Below are 18,116 nucleotides of genomic sequence, written 5' to 3' on the forward strand. Positions count from 1 at the left end.
TCCCCGCTCCGGTGGCACCGGCACCAGGTCAGCGGTTCTCGCCGCGCTTGGCCGCCCGGCGCTGCTGCTTGATCGTCGCCCGTACCTCGCGGTCTTCGTCGGCGTGCCGGCGGGCGGCTGCCGCCTTGCGTACGCCGTAGCCGAAGGCGGCCACCTTCACCAGGGGGTTCGCCGCCGCGGCGGAGACCACGGTGGCGAGGTTGGCGACGTTGGCGGTGACGTTCTGCGCGTGACCGGTCATCGTGTCGATCTTGGCGAGCTGGATGTTCACCCCGTCCAACGAGGTGTGCACCTGTGTGAGCGCGACGTTCACGTTCTCGATGGTGGCGTTCGCGTTACCCAGAAGTGGCGCCGTACGGTCGTTCAGGTCGTTGATCGCCCGGGTAGCGGCGTCGACCGTGTGCCGCAGCCGCAGAATGGGCACGGCCAGTACGAGCACCAGCATCAGGAACGCCCCCGCCGCGACGAGCGCGGCGATCTGTCCAGGGTTCACCCGTGTTCTCCTCTACCGAACCGTCTCGAAAGCGCGGCTACGCCATCCGGGCGCACCGCTCCAACAGCGGGCAAAGCGGCACCGGACACGTAACGCCGCACTCCGTACCAACAGGCAGACCCTACCGTCCGTGACGAAAGTCGGCTCACGACGGTGGGGCGGTCAGTTCACTGAGCGGATCGTCGGTGAACAGCGGTTCCGGATCCACACCGGTGAGCGACGGGTCCGTACTCGGCTGCGGCTTGATCCGGTCGTCGTCGATCGCGTTCCGTACCTTGATCGACACCACCGCTCCGTCGCACGGCGGCGGCTCGACGCCGGGTGACGCCGGTGCCCCCTCCGGCTCGGTCGGCTCGACCGTCGGCCGGGCGTCCAGCGGCTCGGTGGCGCAGGTCGGTGGGCGGACCCACAGGTCGAGGGTCAGCTCGTCGCGCCGCCAGCAGGTGTAGTGCCCCTCGACCGGCTGCTCCGGGCAGGGCTTGATCTGCCACGTCTTCCAGCCGTCCTCGGTCAACGCCTGCTGGTACGCCTGCGCGGTCGGTTCCGCCCCCTGCGCGGACTCCACCGTGCGCTCCCGGAACCGGCACTCGATCAGGCACCACCGGCTGCCGTAGACATCGTCCTCGACCTGGGTCGCCGCCCACTGCGGTACGGACAACTCGTCCAGGGCGCTGAAGACCGGATCGCGGGTCGCGGCCCGGATGCCGAAGAAGAGCGGCAGCGCGCCGAGCACCAGCAACGTGGCCAGGATCAGCGCGGCCACCTTGAGCCGGCGCTTCTCCCGCGCCTGCCGGCGGATCTCGGACCGGGGTTCGCGGATCTCCCCGGTCCCGGTGGGATCGTCGAACGGGCGGTCGGCACCGGCCGGATCCGATCCGGGTACGGCCGCCGGCCGGACACTCGCCGCACCGACCGGTGCAACCGCCACCTTGGCCACGGCCACCGGCTTGGCCGCACCGACCGGGCCTGGCCCACCCATCGGATTCGGTCCGCCCTGATGCGGCCCACCCATCGGGTTCGGCCCACCCATCGGATTCGGCCCGCCCTGGTGGGGCCCACCCATCGGGTTCGGTCCGCCCATCGGGTTCGGTCCGCCCATCGGGTTCGGTCCGCCCTGGTGGGGGCCACCCATCGGGTTGGGTCCGCCGGGTCGGGGTGCGGTGCCGGGGACGGCCACCGACGCCGATCCGGCGACCGGTACGGACGCCGCGCCGCGCCCGACTCCGGGGGCACCGGCGTCGCGCTCCGGCTGGCCCGAGGGCGGCACGGGGCCGCCCGGAGCCATCGGGGCACCGGGGGCCATCGGGCCGGGACCGGACGGCCGTGGCGGCATGCCGGGGCCAGTCGCCGGTGGGAAGGCCGGAGGTGCCTGCCGGGGGCCGGGGGCCCGGCCACCGGGCCGGTCCATCGGCTCGGTGGGCGGCGGAACCGTGGCCGCGCCGCGTGGACCACCGGGGTTACCCGGCGGCGGAACCGCGCCCTGCGGTCCGGGGCCGACGGGCGGTCCCGGGGGCATGGCACGGCCGACGCCGCGGTTCTCGCCGGTGCCGTCGGTCCGGGCCCGGTCCTGACCGGACGGAGCGCCCGACGGCGGTCGGCCCGGCGGGTAACCGGGGCCGGGCTGCGCCCGGTCGGGGTTGGCCGGGCCGTCGACCGGGGCGGACCGGCGGGGACGCAGTTCGGGGCCGCGCGTGCCGTCGCGACCGGGCGGTACGGATTCGGCCGGCGGGCGTGCACCCGGAGCCCAGGCGTCGTGCCCCCGCCCGCGCGGTGGCGGTTGGCCGGGGCCCTGACCCGGTGACGGGGCGGGTGGTGCGCCGAATCCGTCCGGGGCGACCGGACCACCGGCCGGGCCATCCGGAACGGGCGCGGCGCCTGCGGACCGGCCCCCACGGGTGGCCCGCCGGACCCAGTCCGAGGGGCGGGACGCCCGCTGGCTACCGGTCGTCTCCTCCGGTCCACCCGGCGGGGGCAGCGCGGGCGCGTTACCCGTCCTGGGCACCTGCGGGTCAGCCGGATCGGCCGCCCTCGCCCCGCGCGGGTCCGTGGGATCGGCCAGCCGGGCACCGCGCGGATCCGTGGGATCGGCGTGCCGCCGGGCCCGCGGCTCGGGCTGCTCGGGAAGTCTCGCCCCGCGCGGATCGGTCGGGTCGGGAAGCCTCGCCCCGCGCGGATCGGTCGGGTCGCCAACCCTCGGCGCGCGGGGGTCGTCGGCGTCGCGGGGGTGGCCGTACCTGCCGTCCGGCGGTGCCAGGTCGGGTCGGCCGGTGGGCTCACCGGACGGGAATCCGGGCCGCGCCGTGGCGGGTCCACCCGGCACCGGCGGGGTGGCGACAGCACTGCGCCGGCCGGGCGGGGTGTCCTCGTGCCGCCGTCCGGGAGGCATCTCGTCGGTCCGCGGCTCGGGCGGGCGCCGCACCGGGTCGACCCCGGGCGCACCGTGCCTGGCCTGCGGCTCACGCTGATCCGGCGCCGCTGCCCCGGCGTGCCGCCCCGGTCGATCCACCGGGGCACGGGAGCCGTCGGGCTCGACCGGGGACGCCGCCCGGCGGCCCGGCCGCTCCGCACCCTGGGGGCCGTCGGGTTCGAATCCCCGGGAGTGCCGGGACGGGCCGGCCGGATCGGCCTGCTCCTGCGTACGCCAGGGCTCGGCCGAGGCGGGTGGGCCGGTCAGAGTGTGTTCGGCTCGCGGCGGCTCCGGACGGGACGGTTCGCCCCGGGGTGGTTCGGGCGCGGGCCTGGGTTGACCGACCGGGGGCACAACCGCGGCGCGGCGTACCGGGGCCGGGGGGGCGCCCGGTTCCGGGTCGCCGGGCCCCGGCCCGACGGGACCGAAGTCGGCCGGTGCCGGTCCCCGACCGGGCGGGGCAGCACGTCCCGGTCCGGGTTCGGCGCCACCGGGGCCGAGTTCGGTCTGCTGCTGCTTGGCCGTACGGAGGTCGGCGATCCAGCCGAGTTCCTCTCCGCTGACCTCCGGCTCCTCGGCGGGGGTGTCGGACTTGCCCCGTCCCCAGCGGCGTCGCAGGGATCGAGGTTCCCGTTGCTCCTCGGTGCCGTCTTCGGGCAGGTCGGAACCGCGCGATTTCACTGGTGATCCTCCCCGGCAGGCGCGCTGCCGTCTTCGTCCGCCGCCCGATCCGGCCTGGTGCCGGTGCTGGTCGACGCCGGTGTCGGGGCGGGCGTGCCCCGGACGATGCCACGCAACAGGGGAAGCCGGGCGGCGACCGCCCGCTCCCCACCGTGTCCCGTGGGCCGGTAGTAGTCGGTGCCGACGAGGTCGTCGGGTACGTACTGCTGGGTGACCACACCCCGCTGGTCGTCGTGCGGGTACCGGTAGCCGGTGCCGTGTCCGAGCCCCCGCGAACCGGAGTAGTGGGCGTCGCGCAGGGCCCGGGGCACCGAACCGCCGCGTCCGGCCCGGACGTCACCGGTGGCGGCACCGATCGCGGTGGTGACCGCGTTCGACTTCGGCGCGGTCGCCATGTGGATCACCGCCTGGGCCAGGTTGAGCTGGACCTCGGGCAGGCCGACGTACTCGACGGCGTGGGCGGCGGCGGTGGCGACGCTCAGCGCGGTCGGGTCGGCCATGCCGATGTCCTCGCTGGCGAAGATGACGATCCGCCGGGCGATGAACCGGGCGTCCTCACCGGCCACCAGCATCCGGGCCAGCCAGTGCAGGGCCGCGTCGACGTCCGAGCCGCGCATGCTCTTGATGAACGCGCTGACGACGTCGTAGTGGGCGTCGCCGTCGCGGTCGTAGCGGACCGCCGCCACGTCCACCGCCTGCTCGGCGGTGGCCAGATCGATCTCCGTGCCACCGAGGGCCGCGGCCGAGCCGGCGGCTGCTTCGAGCGCGGTCAGTGCCTTGCGTACGTCGCCGCCGGCGAGGCGTACGAGATGGTCCTCGGCGTCGGGCGCGAGGGTGAGCGCCCCGCCCAGCCCGCGTTCGTCGGTCATCGCGCGGCGCAGCAACCCGCGCACCGCCTGCTCGTCGAGCGGTTGCAGGGTGAGCAGTACGCACCGCGAGAGCAACGGCGAGATGACCGAGAAGTACGGGTTCTCCGTGGTCGCCGCCAGCAGCGTGACCGTACGGTCCTCGACCGCGGCGAGCAGGGAGTCCTGCTGGGTCTTGCTGAACCGGTGCACCTCGTCGATGAAGAGCACGGTCGGTCGACCGCCGGCCCGGCGTTCCCGGCGGGCGGTTTCGATCACCGCCCGGACGTCCTTGACTCCGGCGGAGAGCGCCGACATGGCAACGAACCGCCGGTCGGTCGCCCCGGCGACCAGGTGGGCGATGGTGGTCTTGCCGCTGCCCGGCGGGCCCCAGAGGATCACCGACATCGGCGTCGTGCCGGTCACCAGTTGGCGCAGCGGTGCGCCCGGTGCCAGCAGGTGGTCCTGACCGATCAGTTCGTCCAGGCTCGCCGGACGCATCCGGACCGGCAGCGGGGCGTCCGCTCCGGGCGTGGTGAAGCCATCGGCGTCCCCCGATGTCGGGGGTGCGGAGCGCGCCCCACCGGCACCGGTGAGGGAGAACAGACCGTCGGGCTCCATCACGAAGACATTACCGGCCCGGTGCCGGACGCTTGAAATGCGCCGATCCCGGGCCGGTTCGCGTCGGTCGACGGTCAGCCCCGACCGGGCCGCCGTCCGCGCCAGCGTCCGCCGCCACCGCCGGGCGCGCGACCGACACCGGCCAGGTAGAGCGCGAGGCAGAGCAGACCGATAAGGATCAGGGTGTTCCAGTTGAACAGGTCCGGCGCGCCGAGGTCGGAGTCGAACAGGTCGAGCAGGAGCGCAAAGCCGAAAACACCGGCGGCGATGTAGGCGAACATATCGGTCCTCCGAGGGGGTGGGGTGGGTCGACCCTGATGTACCCCGCCACGGCTCCCGTCAATCTCCACCGTGGAACCAGCCCGGTCGGCGCTATTGTTTCCCCCATGATCAGCAGAGCGACCCTGGTCAGGGGGCGTGCGGCCGTCCTGGCCGCGGCCGGCGACCACCCGTACGTCCGGCTCAACACCCACGGCGGCGGCGAGCCGACCGGATACCTGCTCGACGACGCCACGTTCTGGGCCGGGACCGGCCCGCACGGGGCGACCGGCTGGGCGACCGGCGACGCCACCCGGGCAGCCGAGCTGGCCGGTGAACTCCGCGCCACCGGCACGCTCGACCTGCGCTGGCTGCACCTGCCCCGGCTGGACGGCGACATCCCGGCCGAACACCTGCCCGTGACCCAACGCGACGAGTGGGACTTCCGCTGGGCGGTGACCCCGCCACCGGTCCAACCGGAGGAGGAGCGGGTGGTACGCCTCACCGGGGCCGACCACGACGCGATCAACGCCCTGGTCGACGCCGCGTTCCCGACCAGCACCACCCGCCCCGGCGACCCTCGGGTACGCCACTGGTACGGCATCCGCGACGGCAACCGGCTGGTGGCCGCCGGTGCCGACCGGAGTCGGGGCGGCACCGGCTTCCTCGCCGGGATCGCGGTCGCGACGGACTCCCGTGGTCGGGGATTCGGTGCCGCGCTCACCGCCGCGATGACCCGTACCCTGCTGGACGAGACGGAGGAGGTGACCCTCGGCGTACTGACGGACAACCTGCCCGCGATCCGGCTCTACGACCGGCTCGGGTTCGCCGGCTCGATTCCGCGTACGTCGGTGGGGTTGGCCCCGGTCCCCGTCCTGGCCTGAGGAACGGTCGCCGGCACCGGCTCACCCGGCACCGGCTCTTCCGGCACCGACTCTTCCGGGACGACGACGGGTGCGTTGCGGGTGGCCCGCCAGGCCGGCAGGTAGAGCGGTGCGGCGACGGCCAGGACCACCGCGCCGACGAGCATGGCCATGGTGACCGACGTGGCCCCGGCCACGGCGGTCAGGACCACCCCGCCGAGCGCGCCGGCCGGTTGCGAGACCATCGAGTTGAGCGAGATCACGCTGGTCCGGTACGGGCCGTCGACCTGCCGGTGCAGCAGCCCCAGGTGCAGCGGGTTCGACGCGCCGTGCACCAGGTAACAGGCGAGGTACGCGGCGATCACGCCGACCGGCCCGGCCAGGAGTCCCATCCCGACCACGGTCGCGCCCTGCACGATCCGCAGCAGGGCGGCGGTGGGGGCAACCCCGATCCGGCGGGCGATCACCGGGGCGAGACCCGCACCGGCGGCCGAGGCCAGCCAGGCCACCGAGCTGGCGGGGCCGAGCAGGGCTGCCGCATCGTCCGGGTTACCGATCACCTCGGACAGGCGTACGGGCAGCAGGGTCTCGAAGGTGACCATGCCGAAGCCCCAGAAGAGTTCGACCGCGACCAGGGCGAGCAGGATCCGGGACCGGCGCAGCAGGCCGAACGCGCCCCCGATCGCGGTCGGCACCCCGCGCAGCGAGTCCCGCAGCGCGGCGACGCCCCGCGCCTGACGTACTTCCGGCAGGAGGACGACCAGGGCGACCAGCGCGATCACCTGGAACACGAACGCGACCAGCACCGGTACGGTCAGCGCGCTGACTCCGGCGATCGGGCCGAGCGCCACCAGTCCACCGCTGAGCAGTGCCCCGGCCCCGACCGCCACTCCGAGTACGGCACCGCCGCCACCGAGCCCGCGTTCCAGGTCCGCGTCGGGGTCGACGGCGAGGACCGCGTCGACGTACCAGGAGTCGAGCGGGCCGCTGTCCAGCGCCCGGAAGATGCCCTGGAGCACGAAGACGAGCAGGAACAGTCCGACCGAGTCGGCGAAGGTCAGCAGGGTCAGTGACCCGAGACTGAGCAGGCTGGCCGCGATCAGCACCGGTTTGCGGCCGATCGCGTCGGCGAGTCCGCCGGTCGGCAGTTCGAGCACCAGGATGACCAGTCCCTGCGCCGCGGTCACCAGGCCGACCTGCGGCAGGCTGAGCCCTCGTTCCAGCATGAGCAGGGTGCCGACCGGGATCAACAGGCCGACCGGGAACCAGCGCAGCCCGAGCAGGACCAGGTAGCGGCCTCGGGCCTGCCGCAGGGTCAGCGTTGTCATGACCTCTCCTCGTCGTCGTGCTCGGCGATCGGCAGGCCGCCGGGCGCTATGGCGGTCGGGCTGTCGGACGACGCGCCGGGCGGGGTGTCGACCCGGGGGAACATGTTCAGGTAGAGCAGGACCTGTTCGGTCTGGTCGCCGGCTGGTGACGGGTCGGCCATGTAGCGCTTGATCACCGCGCCCAGTTCCTCGGTGAGCTGGCCCAGCCGTTCCGGGGTCAGGCTGAGCAGCGAGTCGTGGTAGCCGCCGACGGACCGCCACGCGGCCGAATAGCTGCGCTTGGCCGCGTTCCAGTTGCGGGCCTGTTCGACGTAGCTGTGCAGCAGGTGGTCGTCGAACCAGTCGGAGGCGGCCCGGGCGTCGGGGTCGTCGTCGAAGTCGCTGCTGAACCAGATGGTGCTGCGGTGTACGGACCGCCACCATCGCTCCCGGCCGGTGCCGCGCCCCGTGTCCTCGGCGACGAGTCCCACCTCGGCGAGTTGGCGCAGGTGGTAGCTGGTGTTGCCGGTGTTGGTGCCGAGCGCGTTGGCCAGCCCGGTCGCGGTGGCCGGGCCGTCCGACCGCAGCGCGGCGAGCAGGCGGGAACGCACCGGGTGGGCCAGGGCCCGGATCTGACGACCGTCGAGCCGGACACTCGACTCCGGTTCGACGGTTCCGCCCGCTTCGACGGTCCCGTCGGCTTCCTCGGATGCAGACATGTTTTGCAGAATACTTCTGCACAGAATCTATGCACAACCCCTATGCAGAAGTTTTCTGCAAGCTGCCCTCTCGGGGAGAGCTACGGGAGAGTTTCAGGAAGCGAGGAGTTCGCGTACGCCGCGCAGCCGGGTCTTCAGCAGGGCCGCCGCGCGGGAGCTGTCCAGGCGTACGTCGGCGGGGCGGGGCTGACCCGCGGCGGCGATCGTGGTCACCGCGAGCTTTGCCGGGTCCAGGCCGTAGCGCAGGGCCACCAGCCGACCCAGTTCGGCCCGGCTCACCGGGTCCGCACCGGCCACGTTCAGCACCCCGGCGTAGTCCGAGTCGACCAGTTCCAGCACCGCCGACGCCAGGTCCCCCACGTCCACCGGGCAGCGGAACTCGTCGGTGAACAGGCGCACTCCCGGTGCACCGGTGAGGGCGTCCAGGCAGAGCCGGATCTGCTTGCTCCGCTCGTCGCCGACGATCAGCGACGTACGCACCAGCGCCGCCTGCGGAGCGGCCAGCCGTACGGCGGTTTCGCCGGCCGCCTTCGCCGCCCCGTACGGGTAGACCGGGGTGGGCGGCTCGTCGTCGGCGTACGGCTCCGGGCGTCCGCCGTGCAGGGCGTCACTGGACAGGTGCACCAGCCGGGCGCCCACCTCGGCGGCGGCAGCCGCGACATGGCCGGCCCCGTCGGCGCAGACCGCCCACTGTCCGTAGACGGCGGCGGTACCGATCACGGCCTGCGGGCGTACCCGGGTGACCAGCGCACGCACGGCGGCCCGGTCGTTGATGTCCAGCCGTTGCCAGTCGACACCGTCGACCGCACCGGGCGCCCGGTGGTACGTCCCGACGACCCGGAGACCAGCGGTCACCGCCCGGCGGCAGAGTTCGCCGCCGAGGTAACCGCTGGCCCCGACGATCAGCAGGGTCAACGGGTTCAGACCGGCTCGACCGGTGCGGCCACCCCGGCGGTGCCGGCGTGTGCCGGGGTCGGCGGCTTCGGCTTGGCGTCGATGCCGGCCTCGGCGCGCTGCTGGCCGGTGATCGGGGTGGGTGCCCCGGTCAGCGGGTCGTACCCGCCACGGGTCTTCGGGAAGGCGATCACCTCGCGGATCGACTCCGCCCCGGCGAGCAGCATGCAGACCCGGTCCCACCCGAACGCGATGCCGGCGTGCGGCGGGGGGCCGTACTTGAACGCCTCGAGCAGGAAGCCGAACTTGTCCGTCGCCTCCTCGGGCGTGATACCGAGCAGGTCGAAGACCCGGCTCTGTACGTCGCCCCGGTGGATACGGACCGAGCCGCCGCCGATCTCGTTGCCGTTGCAGACGATGTCGTACGCGTACGCCAGGGCCCGGTCGGGTGCCTCCTCGAAGCGCCCCTCCCAGTCCGCGTTCGGGGAGGTGAACGGGTGGTGCACCGCGGTCCAGCCGCCCTCGTCCGTGCGCTCGAACATCGGCGCGTCCACCACCCAGCAGAACGCCCAGGCGGACTCGTCGATCAGGTTCGACCGCTTGGCGATCTCGACCCGCGCCGCGCCGAGCAGTTCCTGTGCCTCGCGCTGGTTGGTAGAGGCGGCGAAGAAGACCGCGTCGCCGGGCTTGGCGCCGACGGCGTCGGCGAGCCCGCCGAGGTGCGCCTCGGAGAGGTTCTTCGCCACCGGTCCCCGGGCCTCGCCGGTCTCCGCGTCGAGCACCACGTACGCCAGGCCGCGAGCGCCGCGCGACTTGGCCCAGTCCTGCCAGCCGTCGAGTTCCTTGCGAGTCTGGCCGGCACCGCCGGGCATGACCACCGCACCGACGTAGCCGCCGGCGTCGATCGCCCCGGCGAACACCCGGAACTCGGTGCCGCGCAGGTAGTCGGTCAGCTCGGTCAGCTCGACCCCGTAGCGCAGGTCGGGCTTGTCGGAGCCGTACCGGCTCATCGCGTCGTGCCAGGTGATGCGCGGGATCGGGGAGCTGATCTGGTGCCCGGCCAGTTCGCGCCAGAGGGTGGTGACGATCGCCTCACCGAGGTCGATCACGTCGTCCTCGGTGACGAAGGACATCTCGATGTCGAGCTGGGTGAACTCCGGCTGCCGGTCGGCGCGGAAGTCCTCGTCCCGGTAGCAGCGGGCGATCTGGTAGTACCGCTCCATCCCGCCGACCATCAGGAGCTGCTTGAACAGCTGCGGGGACTGCGGGAGGGCGTACCAGGAGCCGGGCTGGAGGCGCACGGGCACCAGGAAGTCGCGGGCGCCCTCGGGCGTCGACCGGGTCAGGGTCGGCGTCTCGATCTCCAGGAAGTCGCGGTCGTGCAGCACGCCCCGGGCGAGCTGGTTGGCCTTCGAGCGGAGCTTGAGCGCGTTGGCCGGGCCGCTGCGGCGCAGGTCGAGGTAGCGGTAGCGCAGCCGGATGTCGTCGCCGGCCGCCACCTGGTCGTCGACCGGGAGCGGCAGTGGGGCGGCCTCGGAGAGGACGACCAGCTCGCTCGCGGTGACCTCGATCTCGCCGGTGGGCAGCTCGGAGTTGTCGTTGCCCTCGGGGCGGCGGGTGACCTCGCCGGTGACCAGGACGCAGAACTCGTTGCGCAGCGCGTGGGCGGATTCCATGCCCTCGCGGAAGACGACCTGGACCACGCCGGAGGAGTCGCGCAGGTCGACGAAGATCACGCCGCCGTGGTCGCGCCGGCGGGCCACCCAGCCGGCGAGCTTCACCGTGCTGCCGGCGTGCGTCGCGCGCAGGCTGCCGGCGTCATGGGTACGGATCACGGCAGGGCTCTCCTCATGGGTCCAGGATGTGGCTCCTGCATTCTGTCAGGGCGGCTCGGCCGGCCCGGTGCCCTCCCCCGGACAGCCCCGGCCCGCTCCCCCGACCACCCGTGCCACCCTGGCAAAACGTGGCCAAGATTACTCCGATCGGATTGGTAGGGAATGCAAGATCGCGGGTATGGTCCCTGACATGAGCGTCGCGTATCCGTCCCAGTGTGCTGGGCGCATGGCCGGCGTCGCGCCGGTACGCGGCTGTTGTTGTCGCTGACCGTCTCGTCGTCAGCACACAGACTTTTCCCCGGCCGCCGGCTGCCCAGTGCCGCGCACCGGCCGGCGCGTACGGCCCCTCCGATAACCCTCGCAAACGGTGCCGATCCGTCGTCATCGTGGCCCGCCACACCTGGAGCCAGCACATGTCGTCCAGCCCATCCGGGGGACGCTCCCCCGTACGTCACTTCCGTCGCCGGCTCGGCCTGGTCACGGCGGGGGCCGCGATCGGCGCCCTGCTGCTCAGCGCCTGCTCGAACTCGTCCGACGGCCCGTCCGGCAGCGCCGGTGGCGCCGACCCGGACGCGACGATCACGATCGGTTCGCTGAACGAGCCGACCACGCTGAACACCGTCAAGGGCGGCAACACCGGTCACGCCCAGGTGCTGCTGCGCAACGTGGTCGAGGGTCTGACCGTGCTGACCGATGACGGCAAGGTCGAGCCGCTGCTGGCGAAGTCGTGGGACGTCTCGACGGACGGGACCACGTACACGTTCCACCTCCAGTCCGGGGTGACCTTCTCCGACGGCACCCCACTGAAGGCGGCCGACGTGGTGACCACGCTCAAGCGGGTGACCTCGGACGAGTCGACCAGCGCCCGGAAGAAGGACCTCTCGATCATGAAGACGATCGAGGCGCCGGACGACAACACGGTGAAGATCGCGCTCAGCCAGCGGTCGCAGTCGTTCCTGTTCTACCTGGCCTCGACCGGGGCCGCGGTGACCAAGCCCGGCGCCGGCAACCCGGAGACGACCGTGGTGGGTACCGGGCCGTACACGGTCGGCACCTGGAAGCAGGGCGACTCGATCAACCTGGTCCGCAACGACAAGTACTGGGGCGACAAGGCGAAGAACAAGGAGGTGGTGTACCGCTTCTTCAAGGACACCACCGCCGAGAACAACGCCCTGCTCGCCGGCCAACTCGACCTAGTGACCCAGGTGACCAGCCCGGACGTGCTCGCCCAGTTCGAGAACCGGCCCGAGTTCACCATCGTCGAGGGCACCTCGACCACCAAGGAGTTGTTCAACTTCAACGACTCGGTGGCCCCGTTCAACAACGTGGACGTACGCAAGGCGATCCGCCAGGCGACCGACCGGAAGGCGCTGCTGACCGCCGTCTGGGCTGAGCGCGGCCAGATCCTCGGCTCGATGGTCCCGCCGACCGACCCCTGGTACGAGGACCTGACCAGCATCGACGACCACAACGTCGAGGGCGCCAAGGCGCTGCTGGCCAAGGCCGGCTTCGCCGGTGGGCTGTCGTTCACCGTGGACTACGTGCCGTCCGACTCGATCAACATCGTGGCGCAGGGGCTGAAGAGCCAGCTCGCCCAGGCCGGCATCAACATCACGCTGAACCCGATCGACGACGCCACCTGGACCGACAAGGTCTACAAGAACCACAACTTCCAGGCCACGATCATGACCCACGTCAACCAGCGTGACCTGGTCTGGTACGGCAACCCGGACTTCTACTGGCAGTACAAGAACCCGCAGGTCCAGGAGTGGGTGAAGCAGTCCGAGACGGCCGCCACCGAGGCCGAGCAGACCGAGCTGTTGAAGAAGGTCGCCCGGCAGATCTCCGAGGACGCGGCGAGCGACTGGCTCTACCTCGACCCGGCAATCAAGATCGCGTCCAGCGCGGTCAGCGGCTACCAGAAGAACCTCACCACGGACAGCTTCTATGTCGCCCCGATCAGCAAGCAGCGCTGATTCCCCCGTCAGCGCGCCCTGGCCGGCCGGTACCCGCTCCCCCGGGTCACCGGCCGGCCCTCGGCCGCTTCGGCTCCGGCTCCGGTCTCGGCTTCGGCTGAGGCGTTCGCAGGGACGGCGGTGGGGCTGACGATGCTCGGATACCTGCTCCGCCGACTCGGCTGGCTGGTCGGCTCGCTGTTCCTGGCCGGCTCGGCGGTCTTCTTCCTGCTCCGGGTGCTGCCCGGCGACCCGGCCGTGACCCTGCTCGCGGTCGGCTCGCCACCGGAGCAGATCGAGGCGATCCGCCACCAGCTCGGCACCGACCGCCCCCTGCTCACCCAGTACGGCGACTGGTTCGGCGGGCTGTTCACCGGCAACCTCGGGGACAGCCTGTTCACCCGTACGCCGGTGCTGGAACAGATCGTCGACCGGCTGCCGGTGACCCTGCCGCTGGCGCTGAGCGCCTTCGTGGCCTCGATCCTGATCGCCGTACCGGTGGGGGTGTTCGCGGCGTTGCGCCGCCGCAACGCCGCCGGGGTCGCGGTCTCCGGCCTGGCCCAGCTCGGGATCGCGTTGCCGATCTTCTGGGTCGGCATCGTGGTCGTCTGGCTGGTCGCCGTGCAGTGGCGGTGGCTGCCGCCGGGCGGTTTCCCCCGCGACGGCTGGCAGGACCCCGGCGCCGCCGTGCAGTCGCTGGTCCTGCCGGTGGTCACGCTGACCATCGCCCAGGCGTCCCTGCTGGTCCGGTACGTCCGGTCGGCCACCCTCGACGTGCTCAACCAGGAGTACATCCGGACCGCCCGGTCGCTCGGTTACAGCCTGCCGAGGGCGTTGTGGCGGCACGGGTTGCGCAACGGCGCCGCCCCGGTGGTGAACGTCCTCGGGGTCCTGCTCGCCGGTTCGCTGCTCGGCACGGTGGTGATCGAGAGCGTCTTCGCCCTGCCCGGCCTCGGCAGCCTCCTGCTGACCAGTGTGAAGTCCCGGGACCTGCCGGTGGTGCAGGGCGCGGTCTTCCTGATGACCGCCACCGTCCTGCTGCTCGGCCTCGCCGTGGACCTGATCCAGCGGCTCATCGACCCCCGACTGCGAGGTCAGGCGTGACCGTACCGTTGTTGGACCCGACCATCGCGCCACCGGAAGCCCCGGTGGTGGCCGGTGCTCGCGCGCGCCGGGGTTGGTCACCGTCCCTGGTCGCCGGGGCGGTGCTGCTCGGCCTGATCCTGGCGTTGGCCCTGGTCAGCCTCTTCTGGACACCGTACGCCCTGGACCAGGCCACCCCCGGCGGGCGGCTCGCCGGCCCGTCGTCGGACCACTGGGCCGGCACGGACCGGCTCGGCCGCGACCAGTTCACCCAGCTCATGCTCGGCGCCCGGACCGCCGTCTGGGTCGGCACGGCCGCAGTCGCGGTGGCGTTCGCACTCGGCCTGCCGCTCGGCCTGCTTGCCGCCTCCGGTGGCCGGATAGCCGACGACGCCGTGATCGGCGTGGTCGACATCCTGATCGCCTTCCCGACCCTGCTGCTCGCGATGCTGCTGGTCACCGTCTACGGGGCATCGACCCTGGTGGCGATCATCGCGATCGGGGTGGGAGTCTGCGCAGAGGTGGCCCGGCTGACCCGGATCTCGGCCAGCCGGATCTTCACCCAGGACTACGTCCTCGCGGCCAGGACCTCCGGCACCGGGCCGATCATGATCCTGATCCGGCACGTGCTGCCGAACATCTGGCACACCCTGCTGGTCCAGGCCACCCTGGCGTTCGGGATCGCGGTGATCGCCGAGGCGTCTCTGTCGTACCTCGGTCTCGGCACCCCGCCGCCGGCACCGTCATGGGGTCGGATGCTCCAGGAGGCCCAGCCGACGGTGAGCGTCGCCCCCTGGAACGTGCTGATGCCCGGCATCGCCGTCGCCATCGCGGTGATCGGCGTGAACCTGCTCGGCGACGGCCTGCGCGAAACCCTCGACCCGCAACTGCGCCGCAACCGACGGGCGGTGAAACGATGACCACGATCCTCGCCGCCGAACACCTCACCGTCACCCTTGACGACCGCACCCTGGTCAGGGACCTGGACGTCGAACTCGCCGCCCGCGACCGGGTCGGCCTGATCGGCGAGTCGGGGTCCGGGAAGTCGCTGACCGCACTCGCCCTGCTCGGTCTGCTGCCGGAAGGCATGCGGGTCAGCGGCACAATCACCGTCGACGGCCGCGACCTGATCGCCGCACCGGACCGCGACTGGCGACGCGTACGCGGAAACACCGTCAGCATGGTCTTCCAGGAACCGCTGACCGCGCTCGACCCGCTGATGCCGATCGGCCGACAGATCGCCGGCCCGCTGCGCCTGCACCGGGGCCTGAACCGGACCGACGCGCAGGCACAGGCCGTCCACTGGTGCGAAAGGGTGGGCCTACCCGACCCGGAACGCCTGGTACGGGCCCTGCCGCACGAGATCTCCGGGGGTCAACGGCAGCGGGTCGCCCTGGCGATGGCCCTGGCCTGCCGACCCAGGGTGCTGATCGCCGACGAGCCGACCACCGCGCTGGACGTGACCGTGCAGGCGCAGATCCTCGCCCTGCTCGACGAACTGATCGAGGAGACCTCGGTGGCGCTGCTCTTCATCAGCCACGACCTGCCGGTGGTGGCCAACCTGGCGCAACGGCTGATCGTGATGCGCGACGGTCGGGTGGAGGAGTCCGGCGCCACCGAAGACGTCCTGCGCCGCCCCCGGTCCGCGTACGCCCGGCAGTTGGTCACCAGCGCGGCCCAGGTGACCCGCCTGACGGTTGGGACGGTTGAACGATGAGCGCCGAACTGCTCGCCGGTCGTTCGCTGACCCGTCAGTACGCCGGGCGTCCCCGGCCCGCGCTGGACCAGGTGGATGTCACCATCGACAGTGGCGTGAGCCTCGGCATCGTCGGTGAGTCCGGTGCGGGCAAGAGCACGCTGCTGCGCCTGTTGCTCGGGGTCGACCGGCCCACCTCGGGTTCGGTTCTCTTCGGTGGGCAGCCGTTGGGCAAGGTGCCTCGGCGGGAGTTCCGCAGCCAGGTGCAGGTGGTCTTCCAGGACCCGCGCTCGTCGCTGAACCCCCGGATGTCGGTCGGTGCGATCGTCGCCGAGCCGCTCCGGTCGCTGAAGATCGGCAAGGACCGGGCGGAACGGGCGGACAGGGTGGCCGAGGTGCTGACCGCCGTGGGCCTGCATCCCGACGACGGGCGCCGGTACCCGCACGAGTTCTCCGGCGGTCAGCGGCAGCGCATCGCCATCGCCCGAGCGCTTGCCCCGTCACCTCGGCTGCTGCTCGCCGACGAACCGGTCAGCGCACTCGACGTCTCCGTACGTCTCCAGATCGTCGACCTGCTACGGGAACTGGTCGACACGCTCGGGCTGACGCTGGTGCTGGTGTCGCACGACCTGGCGATCGTCAGCCAACTCTGCCAGCAGGTGCTGGTGATGCGGCACGGACGGGTGGTCGAGTCCGGCCCGACCGCGACCGTGCTCGAACGACCGACCCAGGACTACACCCGCGCGCTGCTGGCCGCGATCCCCCAACTCCCCGCCGACCTGGTTGCCCCGCCGGGTAGGGCTGATCTGCTTCCGAGCGCGGCGGCCCTTCCGGGCGAGGCGGCGCTTCCGACTGCACGAACCGAGGAGACGGCATGAGCGTCGACACCGATGTGACCAGCGACAACTTCGCCGACGAGTGGCGGAAGTGGCACGACCAGCGGGAAACCAAGGTCTCCTCCCCCGGTGGTGACCTGACCCTGACCGGCACCAACTGGATCTCCGACGAGACGGTCATCGAGGGTGTGCCGGGACGCTGGTCGGTCGAGAACGGAGTCGTCCGGGTCACCGACGCGGCCGGGCTCACCGTCGACGGCGAGCCGGTCACCGAGGCGGTGCTCCGCGACGGCCAGTGGCTCGCCGTGGGCGATGTCGCGCTGGTCCTCATCCGCCGGGGCAACGACACCGCCGTACGGACCTACGACCCGAACTCCGAAGGGGTACGGACCTTCGCCGGCATCGACTCGTTCGCGCCTGATCCCGCGTGGGTGGTGACCGCCGAGTTCCGCCCGGCGGAGGTGGACACGACCGAGCACATCGTGCACACGAACTCGGGGCGTGAGGTCGACTACCAGGTGATCGGTACGTTCTCGTTCGCGGTGGACGGTCACGAGGTGGAGATGGTGGGGCTCGACACCGGTCACGTGGGCGAGGCGCACCTGACCTTCCGGGACGCCACGAGCGGCAAGCAGTCGTACGCGGCTTCGCGCTTCCTGTTCGTACCGCTGCCGACCGGTCCGGGGCCGGTGACGCTGGACTTCAACCGGGTGGAGCTGCCCCCGTGCGCCTTCTCCGACGCCTTCATCTGCCCCCTCCCGCCGCGCCAAAACATCCTCCCCTTCCCGGTAGAAGCCGGCGAACAACGCGTACGCACCCACGCCTGACGCTGTTGCGCTCCTGGGTGGTCGTAGACCCTTAGGTGCACGCCGGAGTTTCCGAGGTACGTGCCACAGCAATGGTTTTTCTGCCAGGGGCCGCCTGGCACTCTTAGCCGACGGAGCCGTTCGAGTCGCGTCAAGCATCGGATGAAACGAAGGTGTTTGGAAAGCATCTACCGCAGGACATGCCGGCTGCCGGCAGGTTGTGCAACCTTCTGTACGCCTTCAAGGCGGCCCTGAACGGGCCGCACGCAGCCGCCTGGGCGCGTCCGTCACTCCGCTGACGCTCCGACTCCGGCCGCGCAATACGCGCGGCGGCTGGCACGAAAGGCGGAAGCCCACTGGTCCGCCGGAGACGACAGGGTTGAAGTAAGAGATGCTGATGAGCAGGCCGGGCGGGCAAGAGCCGCGTCGCGTGCTCGACGCACGCCGCGCCGTTGGCGAGCTGCCGGAGGCGTGCGAGGTTGGCGATTACTGCTGAATACCGGGGCCGGGGGATCCATCGGCCCCGGAATGCCAGCGGCTCCGGCGCCGATGGACGCCGCCGGGTCCGGGGGTGGTCGAGGTGCGAAGCCATCCCGTGCGCCATCGGCCCAGTCGGAGCCGAGCAGACCACCGCCCGAGGCGCCAGCGTCCGTACGGGCATCAGGGCCCGCTTGTCGTGGCGCCCCCTCCGAAAGGAGTGCGAGTCGACGGCGCACGGGATGGCCTACCCGCAGTGTGGGAGCTGCTGCAACGCCCATGCAGCGGACATGCCCCCGTTGAACGAGGGTCGTGAAGCCGACACTCCGTTCCGACGACC

Annotated in this window: 15 protein-coding genes; 7 read left to right on the plus strand and 8 right to left on the minus strand. The window is 72.0% G+C overall.

The annotated features are described in order from the left end of the window. Positions 1 to 28: 28 nt before the first annotated feature. The 4 genes from OIE47_RS00475 to OIE47_RS00490 all read right to left on the minus strand — a co-directional run bounded on the left by OIE47_RS00475 (position 29) and on the right by OIE47_RS00490 (position 5,328). Complete coding sequence (locus tag OIE47_RS00475) at positions 29 to 493, minus strand: DUF948 domain-containing protein (RefSeq protein ID WP_326559464.1); 465 nt, start codon at positions 491 to 493, stop codon at positions 29 to 31. A gap of 145 nt (positions 494 to 638) precedes the next feature. Continuing rightward, positions 639 to 1,472, minus strand: a complete 834-nt coding sequence (locus OIE47_RS37970; RefSeq protein ID WP_442792125.1) for a hypothetical protein — start codon at positions 1,470 to 1,472, stop codon at positions 639 to 641. Between the two features lie 2,105 nt (positions 1,473 to 3,577). Continuing rightward, positions 3,578 to 5,047: a replication-associated recombination protein A gene (locus tag OIE47_RS00485; RefSeq protein WP_442792034.1), complete on the minus strand. Its 1,470-nt coding sequence runs from the start codon at positions 5,045 to 5,047 to the stop codon at positions 3,578 to 3,580. Between the two features lie 74 nt (positions 5,048 to 5,121). Further along, positions 5,122 to 5,328 (minus strand): hypothetical protein, encoded by a 207-nt coding sequence (locus OIE47_RS00490; protein ID WP_326559466.1) that lies wholly within the window; start codon positions 5,326 to 5,328, stop codon positions 5,122 to 5,124. A 105-nt stretch (positions 5,329 to 5,433) separates the two neighbouring features. Here OIE47_RS00490 and OIE47_RS00495 point away from each other — a divergent pair, with 105 nt between their 5' ends. Further along, positions 5,434 to 6,189, plus strand: coding sequence for a GNAT family N-acetyltransferase (locus OIE47_RS00495; RefSeq protein WP_326559467.1), 756 nt, complete (start codon positions 5,434 to 5,436; stop codon positions 6,187 to 6,189). Here the strand turns inward: OIE47_RS00495 and OIE47_RS00500 are convergent. From OIE47_RS00500 to aspS, 4 genes are all read right to left on the minus strand, one after another. Next, positions 6,114 to 7,496 carry an MFS transporter gene (locus OIE47_RS00500; RefSeq protein WP_326559468.1) on the minus strand — a complete coding sequence of 461 codons (1,383 nt, stop codon included), beginning with the start codon at positions 7,494 to 7,496 and terminating at the stop codon, positions 6,114 to 6,116. The genes OIE47_RS00495 and OIE47_RS00500 overlap by 76 nt on opposite strands. Continuing rightward, complete coding sequence (locus OIE47_RS00505; protein WP_326559469.1) at positions 7,493 to 8,194, minus strand: ArsR/SmtB family transcription factor; 702 nt, start codon at positions 8,192 to 8,194, stop codon at positions 7,493 to 7,495. The genes OIE47_RS00500 and OIE47_RS00505 overlap by 4 nt, the downstream gene beginning before the upstream one ends. 93 nt (positions 8,195 to 8,287) lie before the next feature. After that, positions 8,288 to 9,109: an SDR family oxidoreductase gene (locus OIE47_RS00510; protein ID WP_326559470.1), complete on the minus strand. Its 822-nt coding sequence runs from the start codon at positions 9,107 to 9,109 to the stop codon at positions 8,288 to 8,290. A 5-nt stretch (positions 9,110 to 9,114) separates the two neighbouring features. Then, positions 9,115 to 10,923, minus strand: a complete 1,809-nt coding sequence (gene aspS / locus OIE47_RS00515; protein WP_326559471.1) for an aspartate--tRNA ligase — start codon at positions 10,921 to 10,923, stop codon at positions 9,115 to 9,117. A gap of 413 nt (positions 10,924 to 11,336) precedes the next feature. Between aspS and OIE47_RS00520 the strand changes: the two genes are divergently transcribed. From OIE47_RS00520 to OIE47_RS00545, 6 genes are all read left to right on the plus strand, one after another. Then, positions 11,337 to 12,899: an ABC transporter substrate-binding protein gene (locus tag OIE47_RS00520; protein WP_326559472.1), complete on the plus strand. Its 1,563-nt coding sequence runs from the start codon at positions 11,337 to 11,339 to the stop codon at positions 12,897 to 12,899. 120 nt (positions 12,900 to 13,019) lie between these two features. Beyond that, positions 13,020 to 13,982 carry an ABC transporter permease gene (locus tag OIE47_RS00525; RefSeq protein ID WP_326559473.1) on the plus strand — a complete coding sequence of 321 codons (963 nt, stop codon included), beginning with the start codon at positions 13,020 to 13,022 and terminating at the stop codon, positions 13,980 to 13,982. Beyond that, a complete protein-coding gene (locus tag OIE47_RS00530) occupies positions 13,979 to 14,881 on the plus strand; it encodes an ABC transporter permease (RefSeq protein ID WP_326559474.1) in 903 nt (300 codons plus the stop codon). Before OIE47_RS00525 ends, OIE47_RS00530 begins: the two co-directional genes overlap by 4 nt. Further along, positions 14,878 to 15,678 carry an ABC transporter ATP-binding protein gene (locus OIE47_RS00535; protein ID WP_326559475.1) on the plus strand — a complete coding sequence of 267 codons (801 nt, stop codon included), beginning with the start codon at positions 14,878 to 14,880 and terminating at the stop codon, positions 15,676 to 15,678. The genes OIE47_RS00530 and OIE47_RS00535 overlap by 4 nt, the downstream gene beginning before the upstream one ends. Further along, positions 15,675 to 16,535: an ABC transporter ATP-binding protein gene (locus tag OIE47_RS00540; RefSeq protein WP_326559476.1), complete on the plus strand. Its 861-nt coding sequence runs from the start codon at positions 15,675 to 15,677 to the stop codon at positions 16,533 to 16,535. Before OIE47_RS00535 ends, OIE47_RS00540 begins: the two co-directional genes overlap by 4 nt. Beyond that, positions 16,532 to 17,320 carry a DUF1684 domain-containing protein gene (locus tag OIE47_RS00545; RefSeq protein ID WP_326559477.1) on the plus strand — a complete coding sequence of 263 codons (789 nt, stop codon included), beginning with the start codon at positions 16,532 to 16,534 and terminating at the stop codon, positions 17,318 to 17,320. The genes OIE47_RS00540 and OIE47_RS00545 overlap by 4 nt, the downstream gene beginning before the upstream one ends. Positions 17,321 to 18,116 lie beyond the last annotated feature (796 nt).

This window comes from Micromonospora sp. NBC_01796 (genome assembly GCF_035917455.1).
Lineage (GTDB): Bacteria > Actinomycetota > Actinomycetes > Mycobacteriales > Micromonosporaceae > Micromonospora_G.